This is a genomic window from Micromonospora inaquosa (genome assembly GCF_003857055.1).
Taxonomy (GTDB): domain Bacteria; phylum Actinomycetota; class Actinomycetes; order Mycobacteriales; family Micromonosporaceae; genus Micromonospora; species Micromonospora inaquosa.
In genome coordinates, this window is sequence record NZ_QGSZ01000197.1 from 16321 (window position 1) to 34897 (window position 18577).

General features: G+C 72.5%; 15 protein-coding genes and 1 pseudogene. 6 read left to right on the plus strand and 10 right to left on the minus strand.

Translation table 11 applies throughout. From position 1 onward, the window contains the following. Nucleotides 1-3: 3 nt before the first annotated feature. The 3 genes and pseudogenes from ftsL to mraZ form a co-directional block, all read right to left on the minus strand. Nucleotides 4-609 (minus strand): cell division protein FtsL, encoded by a 606-nt coding sequence (ftsL, locus tag DLJ59_RS13325; protein WP_124772832.1) that lies wholly within the window; start codon nucleotides 607-609, stop codon nucleotides 4-6. Continuing rightward, nucleotides 599-1709: pseudogene (gene rsmH, locus DLJ59_RS13330) on the minus strand (16S rRNA (cytosine(1402)-N(4))-methyltransferase RsmH). The gene ftsL and the pseudogene rsmH overlap by 11 nt, the downstream one beginning before the upstream one ends. Before the next feature lie 206 nt (nucleotides 1710-1915). Further along, nucleotides 1916-2347: a division/cell wall cluster transcriptional repressor MraZ gene (gene mraZ, locus DLJ59_RS13335; RefSeq protein ID WP_124772833.1), complete on the minus strand. Its 432-nt coding sequence runs from the start codon at nucleotides 2345-2347 to the stop codon at nucleotides 1916-1918. Between the two features lie 355 nt (nucleotides 2348-2702). Here mraZ and DLJ59_RS13340 point away from each other — a divergent pair, with 355 nt between their 5' ends. From DLJ59_RS13340 to DLJ59_RS13350, 3 genes are read left to right on the plus strand one after another with little or no spacing between them, the layout of a single operon-like run. Then, the gene (locus tag DLJ59_RS13340; RefSeq protein WP_124772844.1) at nucleotides 2703-3950 is read left to right on the plus strand and encodes a MurT ligase domain-containing protein; all 1248 of its coding nucleotides are present in this window, start codon (nucleotides 2703-2705) and stop codon (nucleotides 3948-3950) included. Beyond that, the gene (locus DLJ59_RS13345) at nucleotides 3940-4659 is read left to right on the plus strand and encodes a type 1 glutamine amidotransferase (RefSeq protein WP_124772834.1); all 720 of its coding nucleotides are present in this window, start codon (nucleotides 3940-3942) and stop codon (nucleotides 4657-4659) included. Before DLJ59_RS13340 ends, DLJ59_RS13345 begins: the two co-directional genes overlap by 11 nt. Continuing rightward, on the plus strand, nucleotides 4656-5339 hold the full coding sequence (locus tag DLJ59_RS13350) for a TVP38/TMEM64 family protein (protein WP_124772835.1): 684 nt from the start codon (nucleotides 4656-4658) through the stop codon (nucleotides 5337-5339). Before DLJ59_RS13345 ends, DLJ59_RS13350 begins: the two co-directional genes overlap by 4 nt. 119 nt (nucleotides 5340-5458) lie before the next feature. On the opposite strand, the gene leuS is transcribed toward DLJ59_RS13350, so the two are convergent. Continuing rightward, entirely contained in the window at nucleotides 5459-8299 is a 2841-nt protein-coding gene (leuS, locus tag DLJ59_RS13355; RefSeq protein ID WP_124772836.1) for a leucine--tRNA ligase, read from the minus strand. 404 nt (nucleotides 8300-8703) lie between these two features. Between leuS and DLJ59_RS13360 the strand changes: the two genes are divergently transcribed. The 3 genes from DLJ59_RS13360 to DLJ59_RS13370 are packed head-to-tail and all read left to right on the plus strand — an operon-like array spanning nucleotide 8704 to nucleotide 13544. Continuing rightward, nucleotides 8704-9756, plus strand: a complete 1053-nt coding sequence (locus DLJ59_RS13360) for an AAA family ATPase (RefSeq protein WP_124772837.1) — start codon at nucleotides 8704-8706, stop codon at nucleotides 9754-9756. Between the two features lies 1 nt (nucleotide 9757). Next, a complete protein-coding gene (locus DLJ59_RS13365) occupies nucleotides 9758-11056 on the plus strand; it encodes a DUF58 domain-containing protein (RefSeq protein WP_124772838.1) in 1299 nt (432 codons plus the stop codon). Between the two features lie 16 nt (nucleotides 11057-11072). Beyond that, the gene (locus tag DLJ59_RS13370) at nucleotides 11073-13544 is read left to right on the plus strand and encodes a transglutaminase TgpA family protein (protein ID WP_124772839.1); all 2472 of its coding nucleotides are present in this window, start codon (nucleotides 11073-11075) and stop codon (nucleotides 13542-13544) included. A gap of 181 nt (nucleotides 13545-13725) precedes the next feature. On the opposite strand, the gene DLJ59_RS13375 is transcribed toward DLJ59_RS13370, so the two are convergent. The 6 genes from DLJ59_RS13375 to DLJ59_RS13395 all read right to left on the minus strand — a co-directional run. Next, nucleotides 13726-14124, minus strand: coding sequence for a DUF3040 domain-containing protein (locus DLJ59_RS13375; protein WP_030334542.1), 399 nt, complete (start codon nucleotides 14122-14124; stop codon nucleotides 13726-13728). 116 nt (nucleotides 14125-14240) lie between these two features. Then, entirely contained in the window at nucleotides 14241-15500 is a 1260-nt protein-coding gene (locus DLJ59_RS13380) for a DNA polymerase IV (protein WP_124772840.1), read from the minus strand. A 62-nt stretch (nucleotides 15501-15562) separates the two neighbouring features. After that, nucleotides 15563-16735, minus strand: a complete 1173-nt coding sequence (locus tag DLJ59_RS13385) for an alkaline phosphatase family protein (protein WP_124772841.1) — start codon at nucleotides 16733-16735, stop codon at nucleotides 15563-15565. Further along, complete coding sequence (locus DLJ59_RS13390) at nucleotides 16732-17499, minus strand: methyltransferase domain-containing protein (RefSeq protein WP_124772842.1); 768 nt, start codon at nucleotides 17497-17499, stop codon at nucleotides 16732-16734. The genes DLJ59_RS13385 and DLJ59_RS13390 overlap by 4 nt, the downstream gene beginning before the upstream one ends. A 75-nt stretch (nucleotides 17500-17574) precedes the next feature. Beyond that, the gene (locus DLJ59_RS36595; RefSeq protein WP_167492956.1) at nucleotides 17575-17751 is read right to left on the minus strand and encodes a hypothetical protein; all 177 of its coding nucleotides are present in this window, start codon (nucleotides 17749-17751) and stop codon (nucleotides 17575-17577) included. Nucleotides 17752-17844: 93 nt separating this feature from the next. After that, nucleotides 17845-18577 (minus strand): helix-hairpin-helix domain-containing protein (locus DLJ59_RS13395; protein WP_244235998.1); only part of this gene is annotated, 733 nt, incomplete at its 5' end.

The window sequence follows — 18577 nt, forward strand, 5'->3', positions numbered from 1 at the left end:
CGGTCAGCCTCCCGCACCCTGGCTGGTCACCGACGGCTGGCCGTTCGCCGGCTGCGGCACCTCAAGGGTCTTGCCGTCCGGCAGCCGGATGTAGCCGGGCTCGCCGGCGTCGACCAGGCCCAGCCGCCGCGCCTCGGCGGTCAGGTTGCCCGGCGCCTCGGCGTCGGCGATCTGCTTGTCCAGTTGCTGCTTTTCCAGGTCCAGTCGAGACTGCTGCTGCTGCAGCCGCTCCAGCCGGAACGCGTTCTCATTGATCTTGGTGTTGACCGCCAGGATGCCCAGCACCCCGCCGACCACCAGCACCACGATCAGCGCCGCGAACGGCGCACGCGGCACCGACACCGGCGGCGGCGGTGCCACCCGCAGCCGGGGCGGGCGGGCGCTGGCCGCGCTGCCGGCCTTCTCGACCGGCCGCAGCGCGGCGGTGCCCTGAGTCGGGAACTCGCGCGCCCCCCGGGCGCGAGCCTCCCCCTGCCGGTTCACTCGATCGATGCGTGGCGTACCGTTTCCGACGCGTGAAGCCCGCTCCGCCGCGATCCGGCCCCCCGACCGCGGTGCGCGCTGCCCGCCGCCGGTGACGTCCCGGCGGTCGCGCTTGTCAATACTCATGTCCCTCCCCCTCAACATCCGTCCCTCTAGCCGTCCCGGTGGCCCTGACCCCCCACGGATCAGGCGGACCCCGTGCCCGGTTGGTGCATTCCCTTCACCCGTCGGCGGGACCGTTCGCGGTCGGTCCGCCCTTGCTCTGTCGCGTTCGGGTCGAGTCGCTCCGCGGCCCGCAGCCGCACCGAGGCGGCCCGCGGATTCGCGGCGACCTCCGCCTCTCCGGGTAGTTCGGCGCCCCGGCTGAGCAGTCGGAACGTCGGACCGGACCCGGGTAGCTCGACCGGGAGGTCAATCGGGCCCTTACTGCGGACCCGGTCCGTGAGGGCCGCCTTGGTGAGCCTGTCCTCCAGCGAGTGGTAGGACAGAACCACCATGCGACCGCCCACGGTCAGTGCGTCGAGTGCGGATGGCAACGCTGTCTCCAGCGCTGCCAGCTCTCTGTTTACCTCGATCCGTAAAGCCTGAAACGTTCTCTTTGCCGGGTGCCCGCCCGTTCGTCGCGCTGGTGCCGGGATGGAGTCCCGAACCAACTCCGCCAGCAGCGCGGACGAGGTGATCCGGGCCCGCTCCCGCTGCCGGATGATCGCCGAGGCGATCCGACCGGCGAACTTCTCCTCGCCGTAGACCCGCAGCACCCGCGCCAGGTCCGGATGCGCGTACGTGTTGACCACCTCTTCGGCGGTCACCCCCCGGGTCTGGTCCATCCGCATGTCCAGCGGCGCGTCCTGGGCGTACGCGAACCCGCGGTCGGGCGCGTCCAACTGCAACGACGAGACACCCAGGTCGAACAGGATGCCGTCGATGGCCGGATAGCCCAGCCGGTCCAGCACGTCCGGCAACTCGTCGTAGACGGCGTGCTCCAGATGCACCCGATCGGCGAACCTGGCCAGTCGGACCCGCGCGTGAGCGAGCGCCTCGGTGTCCCGGTCGAGCCCGATCAGGACCGTCTCCGGGTGCGCCTCGAGCACCGCCTCCGCGTGCCCGGCCAGGCCGAGCGTCGCGTCGACGTAGACCGTCCGGCCGCCTCGACCCAGCGCGGGGGCCAGCAGCTCGAGACACCGCTCAAGCAGCACCGGCACGTGCGTGCCGCGCAACTCCCCCATGTTGACCCCCACTGGTTGAAACGTCCGTTCTTCTCGTGCGCCTGTCGTCGGACGGCGCTGCCGTCGTACCGCCAGATCCCCATCCGCTCCCGCCTGACACCGGACCGTCGCCCAATGACTGGATCGTGCGCCTGGCACCGGGGAAGTGATGCCAGGAACTCGAAAGCGGCTGGAGATCTCGCAGTACGTCGGGCGCCGTGACCGCCCTACAGACCGCCGGGCAGCACCCCCTCCTCGATGTCGGCGAAGTCGTCTTCGCTCTCGGCGAGGTAGGTCTCCCAGGCGACCTTGTCCCAGATCTCCACCCGCGTACTCGCGCCGATCACCACCAACTCGCGGTTCAGAGCGGCGTAGTCCCGTAGGTGGGCCGGAATGGTCACCCGGCCCTGCTTGTCCGGAACCTCGTCGTGCGCACTGGCAAAGAAGACCCGGCTGTAGGCCCGGGCCGCCTTGTGTGTCATCGGTTGTGCGCGCAACTGCTCCGCGATCCGCTGGAACTCAGGAGTCGGGAAGACGTAGAGGCAGCGCTCCTGCCCTTTGGTGACCACGACACCCCCCGCCAGCTCATCCCGGAACTTCGCCGGAAGGATCAACCGGCCCTTTTCGTCCAGGCGCGGAGTGTGGGTGCCGAGAAACATCGGCCCAACCCCCTCGCCCTTGAGCGGCGTTCGCGGCGCCGCTGACCCCCCGGGCCGGTGAGCCCTCCCGGCCTCACCATTGGTCCCCACTCTACTCCACTTCCCTCCACCTGCAACCAAATTCACCCGCGCGGCGCGCCTGACTCGGAGGCAAAACCGCACGTCACAAGGGGTGGAGCGGAGTGGAGGGCGCCGACCGCCCCTCGGCGTGGTCCGCTTTCCGACATAGATCGACTCCGTCCGGGGGACGCCGACCCGGCCACCCGCGCGACCACCACGGCCGAACGGTTCACCGTCGGCGGCGATCTGGTGAGGCCGGCGGTCCGGTAACCTCGCTCGCGTGACGGACGCGAAAATGCCCCTACGGGCCAAGGTGGCCAGCTCCGTGTCACGGACCGCCGCGGCGCTCTCCCGGGCGGCCGGCCGTGGCGACGGTTCGGTGATCGGCGGGTGGATCGGGCTGAAGATCGACCCGGACCTGCTGGCCCACCTGTCGGCCGGGCGCGCGATCGCGCTCGTCTCCGGCACCAACGGCAAGACCACCACCACCCGGTTGACCTCCGCCGCGGTCGGCGTGCTCGGCCGGGTCGCCACCAACTCGTTCGGCGCCAACATGCCCAGCGGGCACACCTCGGCGCTGGCCAAGGCGGGCAGCACGCCGTACGCGGTGCTGGAGGTCGACGAGCACTACCTCGCCCAGGTGCTGGAGGCGACCGAGCCACACGTGGTCGCGCTGCTGAACCTCTCCCGCGACCAGCTCGACCGCGCCAAGGAGGTCGCCATGATGGCGCAGCTCTGGCGCGCGGCGCTGGTCCGGCACACCGACGTACGGGTGGTGGCCAACGCCGACGACCCGCTGGTGGTGTGGGCAGCCACCCCGCCGGGCGACCCCGCCCGGGGCATCAACCCGCCGCACGTGACGTGGTTCAGCGCCGGCCAGCGCTGGCACGACGACTCCTGGGTCTGCCCGGAGTGCGGCTCCACGATCCAGCGCTCCGGTGAGCAGTGGTGGTGCACCGGCTGCCCGCTGCGCCGACCGGAGCCGCACTGGGTCGTCGAGGACGAGGGCGTGCTCGACCCCACCGGCGCCTGGCACAAGGTCTCCCTCCAGTTGCCCGGCAAGGTCAACCTCGGTAACGCGGCGACAGCGCTGGCGGTGGCCGCCGAGTTCGGCGTCCGCCCGGTCGACGCGGTGTCCCGCCTCGGCATCGTCACCTCGGTGGCCGGCCGCTACGCGCAGGTCGACAAGGACGGGCGCAACATCCGGCTGCTGCTGGCCAAGAACCCGGCCAGTTGGCTGGAGGCGTTCGACATGGCCGACGAAGCGCCGACACTGCTCTCCATCAACGCGCGCGACCCCGACGGTCTGGACACCTCCTGGCTCTACGACGTCGACTTCGCCCCGCTCCGCGGCCGGCAGGTGCTGATCACCGGCGACCGGGCGTACGACCTGGCGGTTCGGCTGGACGTCAACGACGTCCCGTTCCAGCACGTCCGCACGTTCGACGACGCGCTCCGGTCGGTCCCGCCAGGGCGGCTGGAGGTCATCGCGAACTACACCGCGTTCCAGGACATCCGAGGGGAGTTGGACCGTGTCATCTGAGAGTCTGCGCATCGTCTGGATCTACCCCGACCTGCTCTCCACGTACGGAGACCGGGGCAACGCCCTGATCCTCGCCCGTCGGGCCCGTCAACGCGGGATGCCGGTCGAGGTGCTGGAGGTCCGCTCCGATGAGCGGCTGCCCGCGACCGCCGACATCTACCTGGTCGGCGGCGGCGAGGACGGCCCGCAGGCGCTCGGCGCCCAGCGGCTGCTCGCCGACGGCGGCCTGCACCGCGCGGTCGCCCAGGGCTCGGTCGTGTTCGGCGTGTGCGCCGGCTACCAACTGCTCGGCACGTCGTTCTTCGCCAAGGGCGTGCAGTGCCGCGGGTTGGAGCTGCTCGACCTGCAGTCCGACCGGGGCGAGAGCCGGGCCGTGGGCGAGCTGGCCGGTGAGATCGACCCTCGGCTGGGCCTGCCCCCGCTGACCGGTTTCGAGAACCACGGCGGTCGCACCCACCTCGGTCCGGAGGTGTCCCCGCTGGCCCGGATCACCGCCGGGGTGGGCAACGACGGCGCCACCGAGGGCGCGTGGCGCGGCAAGCTGCTGGGCACCTACTCGCACGGTCCGGCGCTGGCTCGCAACCCGGCCCTGGCCGACCTGCTGCTGCGCTGGGCCACCGGGGCGCACCAGCTTCCGCCGTTGGAGGACACCTGGTCGGACCGGCTCCGCAACGAGCGCCGCTCTGCGGTGGCCGCCGCCCGGGCATGATCCGTGCCGTCCGGCGGCTGCTCCGGCAGCCGTCGGCCGCCCGGTTCGCCCTGCTCGTGCTGCTGATCGGCGGCTGCGGGTTACTGCTGCTCCTGGTGCCCCGGCCGGATCCCGCGCAGCTGCCGCTGATCGCCGACCGGCTGGGTGACCTCGCCCCGGTGGCGGCGATCCTCGGGGGCGCGCTGCTGCTGGTCGCGTTGGTGCCCCGGACCTTCATCACGCTCGCCGCGGGCGCGATCTTCGGCCCGCTGGAGGGTGCCGGGTACGCCCTGGGCGCCGCACTGCTGGCCGCGGCGATCGGGTTCGCTGTCGGTCGGTTGCTCGGTCGGGAGTTCGTAGCCGAACGGGTCCGCGGTCGACTGGCCCGTCTCGACGGCTGGTTCGCCCGGCAGAGCGTGCTCGGTGTGGTCACCGTCCGGCTGGTGCCGATCGCCGGCTTCGGGCTGGTCAGCTACGGCTACGGCACGACCGGCGCCCGCGTGCTGCCGTTCCTGGCCGGCAGCGTGCTCGCGTCCGCGCCGACCGCTTTCGGGTACGCGGCGATCGGCGCGGCGGTCAGCTCTCCCGGCCACGTCAACTGGTACGCCGCCGCCCCGGCCAGCCTCGGCCTGATCGCCAGTCTGGTGCTCGTCCACCGGTGGTGGCGGGCCGAGCGCCGCCGTCCGGCCGCACTCCCCTGACCCCGCGCCCAGCCCCGCGCCGCGCCCAGCCCCGCGATCTTGCAGTTTCTGTCACGGCATATCGCCCTTACCGGGCAGAACAGCGACTGAAAGTGCAAGATCGCGGGTGACCGGGCGGCTCAGGCGACGACCGAGACCATTCGACCCTTGACCACGATGACCTTGCGAGGCTCCTTGCCCCCCAGGGTCGCCGCCACCGCGTCCAGGGCCGCCGCACGGACGGTGTCCTCGGCGGCGTCGGCGGGGACCTCGATGCGGCCACGGACCTTGCCGTTGACCTGCACCGGGTAGGTCACCGTGTCGGCCACCAACAGCGCCGGGTCAGCGGTCGGGAAGTCCGCGTACGTCAGCGAGGTGTCGTGGCCCAGCTTGCGCCACAGCTCCTCGGCCAGGTGCGGGGCGAACGGCGCCACCATCAGCACCAGCGGCTCGGCCACCTCGCGGGGCGTGGCCGACAGTCGGGTCAGCCCGTTGCTCAGCTCGATCAGCTTGGCGATCGCGGTGTTGAACCGGATGCCGTCCATGTCACCACGGACCCCGTCGATCACCTTGTGCAGCAGCCGGCGGGTCGCCTCGTCGGCCGGGTCCTCGGTGATCCGCAGGGCGCCGGTCTGCTCGTCGATGACGGCCCGCCACACCCGCTGCAGGAACCGGTACGAGCCGACCACCGCCCGGGTCTCCCAGGGGCGGGACACCTCCAGCGGGCCCATCGACATCTCGTACACCCGGAAGGTGTCCGCGCCGTAGGCGGCGCACATGTCGTCGGGGGTCACCACGTTCTTCAGTGACTTGCCCATCTTGCCGTACTCGCGGTTGACCGCCAGATCGCCCAGGTAGTAGGCGCCGTCGCGCTCGAAGACCTCCTCGGCCTGCACGTAGCTGCCGCGCGAGTCGGTGTACGCGTACGCCTGGATCATGCCCTGGTTGAACAGCTTGCGGAACGGCTCGAACGACGACACGTGCCCCAGGTCGAACAGCACCTTGTGCCAGAACCGCGCGTACAGCAGGTGCAGCACGGCGTGCTCGGCGCCACCGACGTACAGGTCGGTGCCCCCGCAGTCGCCCTCGCCGCGCGGACCCATCCAGTACTGCTCGTTCTCCGCGTCGACGAACCGCTCGCTGTTGGTCGGGTCCAGGTAGCGCAGCTCGTACCAGCAGGAGCCGGCCCACTGCGGCATCACGTTGGTTTCCCGGGTGTAGCGCTTCGGCCCGTCGCCCAGGTCCAGCTCGACCTCGACCCAGTCGCGCCGGCGCGACAGCGGGGTCTCCGGGTTGCTGTCGGCGTCGTCGGCGTCGAACGTCTTCGGGGAGAAGTCGTCCACCTCCGGCAGTTCGACGGGCAGCATCTCCTCCGGCAGCGCGATGGCCGCGCCGGTCTCGTCGTAGACGATCGGGAACGGTTCGCCCCAGTAACGCTGGCGGGAGAACAGCCAGTCGCGCAGCCGGTAGGTCACCGCGCCGGTGCCGTGTCCGTTCGCCTCCAGCCAGGCGATGATCGCCGCCTTGGCGTCGGCGACCCCCAGACCGTTCAGGTCCAGGCCGCGCTCGGGCGCGGCGCTGTTGATCGCCGGGCCGTCCCCGGTGTACGCCTTGCCGTCGAAGCCCTCCGCCGGCTGCACGGTGCGAACGATGGGCAGCTCGAAGACCTCGGCGAACGCCCAGTCCCGCTCGTCCTGCGCCGGCACCGCCATGATCGCGCCGGTGCCGTAGCCGGCCAGCACGTAGTCGGCGATGAAGATCGGGATCTGCCCACCGGTGACCGGGTTGGTGGCGTACGCGCCGATGAAGACGCCGGTCTTCTCCTTGCTGTCGGACTGCCGCTCGACGTCGGTCTTGGCGGCTGCCGCCTTGCGGTACGCCTCGACGGCCTCCCGGGGGCTGGCGTGCCCGCCGGTCCAGGAGTCCTTCGTGCCCTCCGGCCAGCTGGTCGGCGCCAGCGTGTCGACCAGCTCGTGCTCGGGCGCCAGCACCATGTAGGTGGCGCCGAAGACGGTGTCCGGCCGGGTCGTGAACACCCGCACCGGCGCCGCGCTGGTCGGGAAGTCGATGTGGGCGCCGGTGGAGCGGCCGATCCAGTTGCGCTGCATCAGCTTGATCGGCTCGGGCCAGTCCAGGCTGTCCAGGTCGTCCAGCAGCCGGTCACCGTACGCGGTGATCCGCATCATCCACTGCTTCAGGTTGCGCTTGAAGACCGGGAAGTTGCCCCGCTCGGAACGGCCGTCGGCGGTGACCTCCTCGTTGGCCAGCACGGTGCCCAGCCCTGGGCACCAGTTCACCGGCGCCTGCGAGACGTACGCCAGGCGGTGGTCGTCGACGACCTGGCGGCGCTCGGCGACGCTCAGCTCGGCCCAGGCGCGGCCGTCCGGGGTGGGCCGGTTGCCGCCCTCGAACTCGGCGATCAGCTCGGCGATCGGGCGGGCCCGGCCAGCGTCCCGGTCGTACCAGGAGTTGAAGATCTGCAGGAAGATCCACTGGGTCCAGCGGTAGAAGTCGGTGTCGATGGTGGCCACCGAGCGGCGCTCGTCGTGGGCCAGCCCCAGCCGGCGCAGCTGCGCCTTGTACCGCTCGATGTTCGCGACAGTGGTGGTCCGGGGGTGGGTGCCGGTCTGCACCGCGTACTGCTCGGCGGGCAGACCGAACGCGTCGAAGCCCATCGCGTGCAGCACGTTGCGCCCGGCCATCCGCTGGTAGCGGGCGTAGCAGTCGGTGCCGATGTAGCCCAGTGGGTGGCCGACGTGCAGGCCCGCTCCGGAGGGGTACGGGAACATGTCCAGCACGTACAGCTTCTCCGCGCCGGCGCGCGGGTGGGTCGGGTCGGCCAGCGGCCCGGTCGGGTTCGGTGCGTGGAAGGTGCCCTCGCGCGCCCAGATGTCCTGCCAACGAATCTCGATCTCGTCGGCCAGGGCCGCGGTGTACCGGAACGGGGGAATGTCGCCCGCCGGTGCGGCTGCCTCACTCATCGTCTCTCCTCGCTTCGCTTCGCTTCGTCTCGGCACCACCGGGCCGGGCCGGCGGCGGGCACAAAAAAGCCCCTCGCGCAGGAGGGGCCGCCGTGCTGTCGCTGCGTTCAGCGCATCAGCACGGCCCGGTAAGAAGCAGGAAGACTCCGGCCATGTCCCGCAGTGTACCCCGCCCACGATTCGCCGTGCCGGCCCCCAGGCCGCTCGAAAACCCACTCCCCCGAGCTGGCGAATATTGGTGCGTAACCGACGGACTACCTGCGGGGGTCGGCGATAACGACAAACATGGTTAGCCTGAGAGACCAGTGAGATTCCTGCGGCAAACGAGGCTCGGCGTCGCGAACCCAACGGCGGGTCCGGGTGCTCTGCACAGAGCTGCCGTGACGGCGACGAGGAGGAGGCCCGTGACACAACAGACCTGGGACGAGGTGGGCGGTCTATTGCCGCACGACGAGTTCCGCGCCGCCAGTGAGGCCATCGTGGCCAACATCGAGCAGGTCATCGAGGGTAAGACCGCCACCGTGCGGCTCGCCCTGGCCGTCCTGCTCGCCGAGGGTCACCTCCTGATCGAAGACGTGCCGGGTGTCGGCAAGACCAAGCTGGCCAAGGCCCTGGCGCGGTCCATCGACTGCACGGTGCGACGGATCCAGTTCACCCCCGACCTGCTGCCCAGCGACGTCACCGGCGTCAGCGTCTACAACCAGGAGACGCACGACTTCGAGTTCCGCCCCGGTGCCGTGTTCGCCAACCTGGTGGTCGGCGACGAGATCAACCGGGCCTCGCCGAAGACCCAGTCGGCGTTGCTGGAGTGCATGGAGGAACGGCAGGTCACCGTCGACGGGGTGACCTACCAGCTCCAGACCCCGTTCATGGTGATCGCCACCCAGAACCCGATCGAGATGGAGGGGACCTACCCGCTGCCCGAGGCGCAGCGCGACCGGTTCACCGCCCGCATCGCGATGGGTTATCCGGACTCCAACGCCGAGCTGGCCATGCTCGACGGGCACGGGGCCACCGACCCGCTGCACGAGCTGCGCGCGGTCTCCGACGCGGCCACCGTCCGGCAGCTCATCGCCACCGTCCGGCAGGTGCACGTCGCGGACGCGGTCAAGCAGTACGCGATCGACCTGGTCACCGCCACCCGCGAGGCGCCCGACCTGCGGCTCGGCGCGTCCCCCCGGGCGACCCTGCAGCTGCTGCGCACCGCCCGGGCGGTCGCCGCCCTGGAGGGCCGCGACTACGTCCTCCCCGACGACCTGCAGGCCCTGGCGGTGCCGGTGCTCGCCCACCGGATCATCCCGACCGCCGACGCGCAGCTTGCCCGACGCACCACCGACGCGATCGTCTCCGAGCTGGTGCACCGCCTGCCCCTGCCACACGACCGGCAGCGCAACCCGTACGACACCCGGCCCGCCACCGGCAACGGCCGCGCGCCCTACGAGCCGCGGAGGCCATGACGTGCGTGCCGGGCTACGCGGGCTGACCACCCGCGGGCGGTCCTTCCTGGCCGCCGCGGTCGCGGCGGCGCTCTCGGCCGGCATTCTCGGCGAGAAGGACCTGCTCCGGGTGGCTGTGCTGTTGGCCATCCTGCCGTTGCTGGCCGCCGCCTACGTCGGGCGCAGCCGCTACAAGCTGGCCTGCAATCGTTCCCTGGACCCGCACCGGGTTCCGGTCGGGGCCAACTCCCGGGTGGTGCTGCGCCTGCAGAACCTCTCCCGGCTGCCGACCGGCACCCTGCTCCTGGAGGACCGGCTGCCCTACGCGCTGGGCAGCCGACCCCGGGTGGTGTTGGAGCGGCTCGGCGCGCACCAGGCCAGCTCCGTGGCGTACACCGTGCGGGCCGATGTGCGGGGCCGCTACGACGTGGGCCCGCTGGTCGTCCGGATGACCGACCCGTTCGGCCTCTGCGAGCTCACCCGGTCCTTTCCCAGCACCGACCACCTGACGGTGATCCCGCAGGTCACCCCACTGCCGTCGGTCCGGCTCCCCGGGGAGTACGCGGGCAGCGGCGACAGCCGGGCCCGCTCGGTGGCGGTGCACGGCGAGGACGACGCGGCGACCCGGGAGTACCGGCGCGGCGACGACCTGCGCCGGGTGCACTGGAAGTCCACGGCCCGTACCGGTGAGCTGATGGTGCGCCGGGAGGAGCAACCGTGGGAGAGCCGCGCCACGGTCGTGCTGGACACCCGGGCGTACGGCCACCGCGGCGAGGGCCCGACGGCCAGTTTCGAGTGGTCGGTCTCGGCCGCCGCGAGCATCGCCGTCCACCTGCGGCAGGCCGGTTACAAGTTGCGCCTGGTCACCGGCTCGGGGGCAGATGTGGACGCCTCGGAGGCCGGCGGGGACGGGGCGTTGCTCGACCACCTGGCTGAGGTCCGACTGGATCAGCGCGCCGAGGTCACCGGCCTGGTGCAGCGGGTCCGTCAGCGCGCCGACGGTGGTCTGATCATCGGCCTGTTCGGCACTGTGAGCGTGGCCGAGGCGGAGCTGCTGGCCGGGCTGCGGGGCAACGGGGCCACCTGCGTCGGTTTCCTGCTGAACAGCTCCACCTGGCTGAGTCTTCCGGAGAAGGCCCGGGCCGAGGCGGAGCACGCCCACGCCGCCGCTGTCCTCGCCATGCTCCAGAGTGGCTGGCGGGTGGTCGGCGTCGATCACGGCGGCCAGCTACCGGCGCTGTGGCCGCAGGCCGGCCGGGGCGCGCAGGGGTTCGCTCTGCGGGCCGCGCTGGCCGAGACGGTCGCCGGCGGTGTGCGATGAACGGAAGGCACCCCTCATGATCAACAGTCGGAACATCGGCGTGGTGGCGGCCGCGGCCACGCTGCTGGCCGCCGCGCCGCTGTCGGCCATCTTCCAGGGCTGGACGTGGTTGATCGAGTCCATCATCGCGGTCGCCGTGGTGTCCGGGGTGGCCGCGCTGACCCGGCTCGCCCGGGCACCACTGTGGGGCCAGGTGCTGGGCATGCTGGCCGGCCTGATGCTCGCCCTGACCTGGTTGTTCCCCAGCGGCGAGGAGCTGCTCGCGGTCCTGCCGACCCCGGGCACGTTCGCGTACTTCGGTGACCTGCTCGCCGGCTCCATGCAGGACATGCGTTCGTACGGGGTCGAGGTCCCGGACACGGACCCGCTGCTGTTCATCGCCGTGCTCGGCGTCGGTGCTGTCGCCGTGCTGGTGGACGTACTGGCCGTGGGGTTGCGTCGACCCGCCCTGGCCGGGCTGCCGATGCTCGCCATCTACTCGGTGCCGGTCGCCGTCTACGTGGACAGCGTCCCCGCGGTGCCGTTCGTGGTGGGGGCCGCCGGTTACCTCTGGCTGCTGGTCACCGACAACGTCGACCGGGTGCGCCGCTTCGGGCGTCGGTTCACCGGTGACGGCCGCGACGTCGACGTGTGGGAGGCCTCCCCGCTGGCGTCCGCCGGCCGCCGGCTAGCGGCGGTCGGGGTGGCCCTGGCGGTGGTGCTGCCGCTGGCGGTGCCCGGTATGACCGGCGGGCTGCTCGATTCGCTCAGCCGAGGGCCGGGCAACGGCACCGGCAACGGCTCCGGTTCCGGCGGCACGTCGGGTCGGATCGACCTGTTCGCCTCGCTCGCCGGCCAGCTCAACCAGTCGCAGGTAGCCGACCTGGTAAAGGTGAAGACGTCCGAGAAGGACCCGTTCTACCTGCGCTACGCGGTCGCCGACGAGCTGCGCCCCAGTGGTTTCCAGGCGCGCAACCCCAGCGGCCGGTCGGTGAACCGGGACCTGCCGAACCCGGCCGACCGAGCCGGCCCGGGCGTGCAGCAGACCACCTACCAGGCGACCGTCGAGGTCACCAAGAGCCTGAGCATGTCGCTCATGCCGGTGTACGCCGAGCCGACCCGCACCGATGACCTCAGCGACAACTGGCTCTACGACGCCACCCAGCAGGTCGTCTTCTCCAACCGGGAGAACTCCCGGGGTCGGAAGTACTCCTTCGACTACGTCCGCTCGACCTTCACGCCCGCCGCGTTGCGGGCCGCGCGACCACTGCCGGCCGAGCATCCGGTACTCCGACAGATGACCGCCACCCCCGCGCCGGTGCCCGAGGTGGAGGAGCTGGTCAAGGGGCTGATCCAGGGCAAGCAAACGGACTACGACCGGGTGCTGGCGATCTACCAGCACTTCTCGGCGGACAACGGGTTCAGCTACCGGTTGAGCACCGAGAGCGGCAGCAGTGGTCAGGACATCGTCAACTTTCTGACCAACAAGGTCGGCTACTGCCAGCAGTACGCGGCCGCGATGGCCTGGCTGGTCCGTGCGGCCGGCATCCCGGCCCGGGTGGCGTTCGGGTTCACCAACGGCAGCAAGCGCGACGGTGACACCTTCACGCTGACCAACCTCAACCTGCACGCCTGGACCGAGGTCTACTTCGACGGGGCCGGTTGGGTGCCGTTCGACGCCACCCCGGCGTACGGGGTGCCCGGCTCGACCCGGTCGGCCTGGGCTCCGGACACTGACGCACCGGAGCCGTACGACCCAAGCCCGGGCGCCACGAACGCCCCGACGGATCCAAATGCCTCGGCCGGGCCGCTCAGCCCGGACAACGCCGACCGGGACACCGACCAGGGGCTGGCGCTCGGTGGGACGACGCCGAGCGAGCAGCTACCGGTCTGGCCCTGGTGGGCGGCGGGCCTGGTGGCCCTGCTGGTGCTGCTCGCGGTGCCGGCGCTGCGCCGGGTGGCGCTCCGTCGCCGACGGGGTGACCGGGCGGTGAGCGCGGCAATGGCTTCGGCCAGGGTCGACGGCGCCAGCGAGCCGGGGGCGCGACCGGTGGTGGTCGGTGTGGACGCCAACCGGGCCCGGGCGGACGCGCACGCCGCCTGGGCGGAGTTGCTCGACACGCTGGTGGACTTCCGGGTCTCGGTCGATCCGACCGAGACGCCCAGGGCGACCGCGGACCGGCTTGTCCGGGAGACCCTGGACGACGGTGCGGCGATCGAGTCGGCGCGGCTGCTCGGCCGGGCGGAGGAGCGGGCCCGTTACGCGCGCGATCCACTGACCGGTGAGCCGTTGTCGCCGGCGCTACGCGCGGTCCGTGGGGCGCTTGCCACGCGGGCGGACCGACGGACCCGCCTGCTCGCCGCCGTGCTGCCGCCCTCGGTGTTGCTGCGCTGGCGCACCACGATGGCGGACAGGTCCGGCCGAATGGTGGCGCTCACCGGGCGAGCACGCTACCGCTTGCTGCGGTGGAACCCTCGACGGTTGCTGGCCGACCGGGCAACTCGCTGACCGAAGCCCCATTCCGCCCCGACATGCCGTCGGGGCGGAGTGGGGCTCGTGTCGTGGAAGGGCACGCGGCGCGGAAGGGCACGCGGCGCGGAAGGGCACGCGGATACCACGGAGGTCGCCGAGGGCTGTGCCCGGCGACCGCTCGTCGCGGCGTGCGGCCCGCCTCAGTGGCGGGACCGGCTCAGCGGTGCCCCTCCGGGCGCTGCCGCCACCTGTCCTCCATCCGGTCCAGGATCGACGACCGGCGACCGGATCGGCCACCACGGGGACGACGGCGACTCGTCGTGCCGCCCACCACGTGCAGGTCGGGTGACTGCGCCCGCCGGTGCGACTGCACCGCGAACGCGGCCGACGCCAGCATGACGACGAAACCCGCCACCGCTAGTGGTGGAGTCTTGATCACCGCGCCATAGACCAGTAGAGCCAAGCCAGCGATGATGACGCCGGCGGCGACGAGCAGGCGACGCCGCGCATGGAAGCGCGGATCGCTGGCGCGCACGGCCGAGGCGAATTTGGGGTCCTCGGCAAGCGACCGCTCGATCTGCTCGAACAGCCGCTGCTCGTGCTCCGAGAGCGGCACGGCACTCCTCCCCGGTCACGTTGGTCGGGCCCACTCGGGCCGACAGACCGTGGCAGCCATCCGGCTGCTTACCCGCAAGTCTACGAGGGGGGTCGCGCGTCGGAAAGCGGGACGACCTATGGGCGGGGTGGATTTTCCTTTCGACGGGGATCAGGGTCGGCCATCAGACTGGCCGGACCTATGACGGACCGCCCGAAACGGGCAGCGGCGGCGTCCGCGACAGCTTCCGCCTCACGCCAGCCACGCTCGGGCGCGCCGAGGGTGAGTTGCCGGGCGGCGCCCTGCGCCGAGGCGAGTCCTTCCACCCGGACACCGACGAGTCGGATCCGCTCGCCCGGGTCCAAGGCGGTGTAGAGCGCCCAGACCGTGTCGAACATCTCGCGGGCGGTGTCGGTGGGAACGTCGAGGGTGCGAGATCGGCTGACGGTGCGGAAATCGGCCAGCCGGACCTTGAGGGAGACGGTGCGCCCGACCTGCCCGGAGCCGCGCAACCGGACACCGACCTTCGCGCTGAGCGCGAGCAACGCACGGCGGATCTGCAGCGGGTCGGCCACGTCGACGTCGAAGGTCATCTCGGCGCCGATCGACTTGTCCACGTGCTCGGGGCTGACCCCGCGCGGGTCACGGCCCCAGGCCAACTCGTGCAGGTGAGACGCCGAGGCGGCACCGACGGCTCGGCGGAGCATGCCCACCGGCGCCTCGGCGAGGTCGCCGACGGTAGCCAGGCCGAGCCGGCGCAGCGACTCGGCGGCCCGCTCCCCCACCCCCCACAGGGCATCCACCGGCAACGGGTGCAGGAAGTCGAGCACCTGCCCCGGCGGCACGACCAGCAGGCCGTCCGGCTTGGCCCGGGTGGAACCCAGCTTGGCGACGAACTTGGTCGGCGCCACCCCGACCGAGCAGGTCAGCGCCTGTTCCTCGGCGACCCGACGACGGATCAGCCGGGCGATGGTGGCCGGGGAGCCGAAGAGCCGACGGGCGCCGGTCACGTCGAGGAACGCCTCGTCGAGGGAGAGCGGCTCGACCAGCGGCGTGACGTCCCGGAAGATCTGCATGACGGCCCGGGAGGCGGCCGTATAGGCGGAGAAATCCGGTGCCAGGTAGACAGCGTGGGGACAGCGGGCCCGGGCCTGGCTGGTCGGCATCGCGCTGCGTACGCCGTACCGGCGGGCCTCGTAGCTGGCCGAGCTGACCACCCCACGCGGGCCGATACCGCCGACGATCACCGGCCGGCCGCGCAGCTCGGGGCGGCGGCGCACCTCGACGGCGGCGAAGAAGGCATCCATGTCGACGTGCAGGATCGGGCTGGCGGAGTCGTCGGCGTCCGGCCCGAAGCGCGGATCGTCGCCCCGGGGCAACGACTGACTGCGGCCCATCCCGGCAGGTTAACCCGGGGGTACGACACCACCATCGGCCAGCGGGCCGAACCGTCCCCGGGTCAGCCCCGGACGACCAGCAGCGGCACTGTCAGCTCGGCGGCGGTGTCCGACCCGTGGTAGGCCACCAACTTCGACGCCATCGGCCGCTCGGTGCGGCTGGCCATGACCGCGTACGTGTCGTTGCAGATCACCACCACGTCGCCGATCCGGCCCAGGTGTTCCTCGGGCACCGGCCCGAACCAGCCGGTGGCCACCACCTCGTCGCGGGTGCGTACCCGGGCCGTGACGCCGAGCACCTCCGACCACGCGGCCCGCACGTCGTCGAGCGCGCCCGGCTCGACGTGCAGGTAGCGCACCCGGGCCTCGCCGGCCACCACCCGCACACCGGCCCGCAGTCGCGGATCGGTGTCCAGGTCGAAGCGGTGCGCGGCGGGGATGTCGAGCTGCCCGTGGTCGGCGGTCACCAGCAGCGCCGCGTCCGGCGGCAGCCCGTCGACCAACCGGGCGACCAGGGCGTCCACCTCGGTGGCGGCAGCCCGCCAGGGATCCGAGTCGACGCCGTAGACGTGGCCGTACCGGTCCAGGTCGGCGTGGTAACCGGAGACCAGGGTGGGCCCACTGCCGGCGGCCAACGCGGCCAGCATGGCGGTGGCGACCTCGTGCCCGCCGGCGGCGCCCCGGAAGTCGCCACCCCGGTTCGCCGCGAGGGTCAACCCGCTGCCGCCGAACTCCGGCCGACTCACCACGGTCGTCGTCACCCCGGCGGCGCGGGCCCGCTCCAACTGGGTGGGCACCGGCTGCCAGCGCAGCGGCGACGGATCGGCGGCCCAGTCGGTGTGGGTGAGCACCCGATCGGTGCCGGGCACCCGCACGGTGAAGCCGAGCACCCCGTGCGCGCCCGGCGCGACACCGGTGCCCAACGACACCAGGCTGGTCGGGGTGGTCGACGGGAAACCGGCGATCAGCGGCCGGGCCACCGTCGCGGCGAGCCCGGCGAGGGTCGGCGCGTACGGGGCGGCGGTCGGCAACTGGTACCACCCGAGCCCGTCGACGAGCAGCACGGCGATCCGGCGTACCCCGGCCAACGCGGGCACCAGCCCGAGCGGGTCGGTCGAGGCGGGCACCCCCAGCACGGCCAGCGCGCTGGGCAGCACATCGGCCAGCCGGCCGCCACCGTGCTCCGGCCCGAGAATCTCCAGCGGCCCCGGCACGCCACCGGCCTCGGCGATCATGCCGGCCGGCGGGCGAACAGGTGCAGTTGGGCGGCCAGGTCCCGGTACGGCGGTTGGGCGGCCAGCGCGCGTTCCAGCTCGACCAGGGCGGCGGACTGCCCGTCGGCCACCGCGGCCGGCAGCAGGTCGGCCAGCACGCGTACCCCGTGGATCTCCTCGACCACCAGCCCGGCGGCGCCGAGCAGCGCGGCGGCGCCCGAGGCGTCGTAGCGTCGGCGCAGCATGTCGCGCGGCCCCGCGGTGCCGGCCGGATCGGCGGCCAGGGTGGTCGCGACGTCCAGGTGCCCGTTCATCGCCCGGCCCAGCACGGCGGCGGCCCGCCCGGCCACCAGCACACTGGCCGCGCCGCCCGGGCGCAGCGCGGTGGCCAGCGCGGCCACCACCGGCGTCGGGTCGTCGACCACCTCCAGGACGGCGTGGCAGAGCACCAGGTCGACGCCGGCCGGCTCGACCAGCTCGGCCAGGGCGTCACCGTCGCCCTGCACGGCGGCGACCCGGTCGGCTACCCCGGCCTCGGCGGCGCGGCGGGTGAGCGCGGCGAGCGCGTCGGGGCTGGCGTCGACGACGGTGACCCGATGCCCGGCGCGGGCCAGCGGAACGGCGAAACCGCCGGTGCCGCCGCCCACGTCCAGCACGGTGAGCTCGGCGTCACCGCGCCGGTCCAGCTCGGCGCGGAGCACCGACCAGATCACGGCGGTGCGGGGTGTCAGCGGCGGCTCGGCGAACCGGCCTCGGGTCTGCTCCACCCGGCCGAGCCTAGTCACCCGGCCCGGCGGTGGCGCGGGCGTGTGGTGGGCGCGCCCACCACACGCCCGATCGGTGCGTGGTGCGGCGGTTGGTCAGGCCTCGGTGCCCTCAGCCTCGTCCTCCGCCCGGGACCGGCGCTCGTTGGCCACCGGACCGTTGGTCACCTCGTACTCGCGGGGGTCGGCGAGGTGCGATGGCACCCAGCCAGTGCCCAGTCGGGTCCGCCGGGCGTTGGCGATTCCACCGGTGTACGCGTGATTTCCCGTCACTGTCGTTCCCCCTCACGGATCACGGGCCGCTCTGCCCGCTCGGGACGAGTCTCCCGCTCGACGGCTCGGGAAACCGTAATGTGGATCACTGAATCAGCGGAAGTCACGGGAGGCGGGGCTGACCGGCGGCTCGATGGCGTCCAGCCGGTCGGCGACCAGGTTGGTCACCCCCTCGTGGCGCTGCAACCGCCCCCGGACCACCAGCGCGGCGCTGGTCCGCGCCACCCGGCGGTAGCGCTGCCACAGCCCCGGCGAACAGGTGACGTTGAGCATCCCCGTCTCGTCCTCCAGGTTGAGGAAGGTGACCCCACCCGCGGTCGCCGGGCGTTGCCGGTGGGTGACGATGCCACCGACCCGGATCCGTTGCCCCGGCTCCACCCGGCCGAGCCGGGCGATCGGCACCGCGCCGAGCACGTCGAGCTGCCCCCGGATGAACCGGGCCGGATGGCTCTCCGGCGACAACCCGGTGGCCCACACGTCGGCGACCAGCCGGTCCACCGCCTCCATCCCGGGCAGCGTGGGCGCCGCCGCGCCGGTCACCGTGCCGGGCAGCCGACCCGGCCGGTCCTGGGCCGCCGCGCCGGCCGCCCACAGCGCCTGCCGCCGGGTCAACCCGAAACAGGCGAAGGCGTCCGCGGTGGCCAGCGCCTCCAGCTGCGCGGCGGTCAGACCGAGCCGCCGGGCCAGGTCCGGCATGTCCCGGTACGGCCCACCGGCGACCCGTTCGGCCTCGATCCGTTCGGCCACCTCGGCGCCGAGGGTCCGTACGCTGGACAGGCCGAGCCGGACGGCGGGGCCACCCAGCCCCCAGGCGTGCGGCTCGGCC

Coding starts and splice junctions, on each gene's coding strand:
- ftsL (WP_124772832.1), bottom strand. CDS start 609: ATGAGTATTGACAAGCGCGACCGCCGGGACGTCACCGGCGGCGGGCAG.
- mraZ (WP_124772833.1), bottom strand. CDS start 2,347: ATGTTTCTCGGCACCCACACTCCGCGCCTGGACGAAAAGGGCCGGTTG.
- DLJ59_RS13340 (WP_124772844.1), top strand. CDS start 2,703: ATGCCCCTACGGGCCAAGGTGGCCAGCTCCGTGTCACGGACCGCCGCG.
- DLJ59_RS13350 (WP_124772835.1), top strand. CDS start 4,656: ATGATCCGTGCCGTCCGGCGGCTGCTCCGGCAGCCGTCGGCCGCCCGG.
- leuS (WP_124772836.1), bottom strand. CDS start 8,299: ATGAGTGAGGCAGCCGCACCGGCGGGCGACATTCCCCCGTTCCGGTAC.
- DLJ59_RS13370 (WP_124772839.1), top strand. CDS start 11,073: ATGATCAACAGTCGGAACATCGGCGTGGTGGCGGCCGCGGCCACGCTG.
- DLJ59_RS13380 (WP_124772840.1), bottom strand. CDS start 15,500: ATGGGCCGCAGTCAGTCGTTGCCCCGGGGCGACGATCCGCGCTTCGGG.
- DLJ59_RS13385 (WP_124772841.1), bottom strand. CDS start 16,735: ATGATCGCCGAGGCCGGTGGCGTGCCGGGGCCGCTGGAGATTCTCGGG.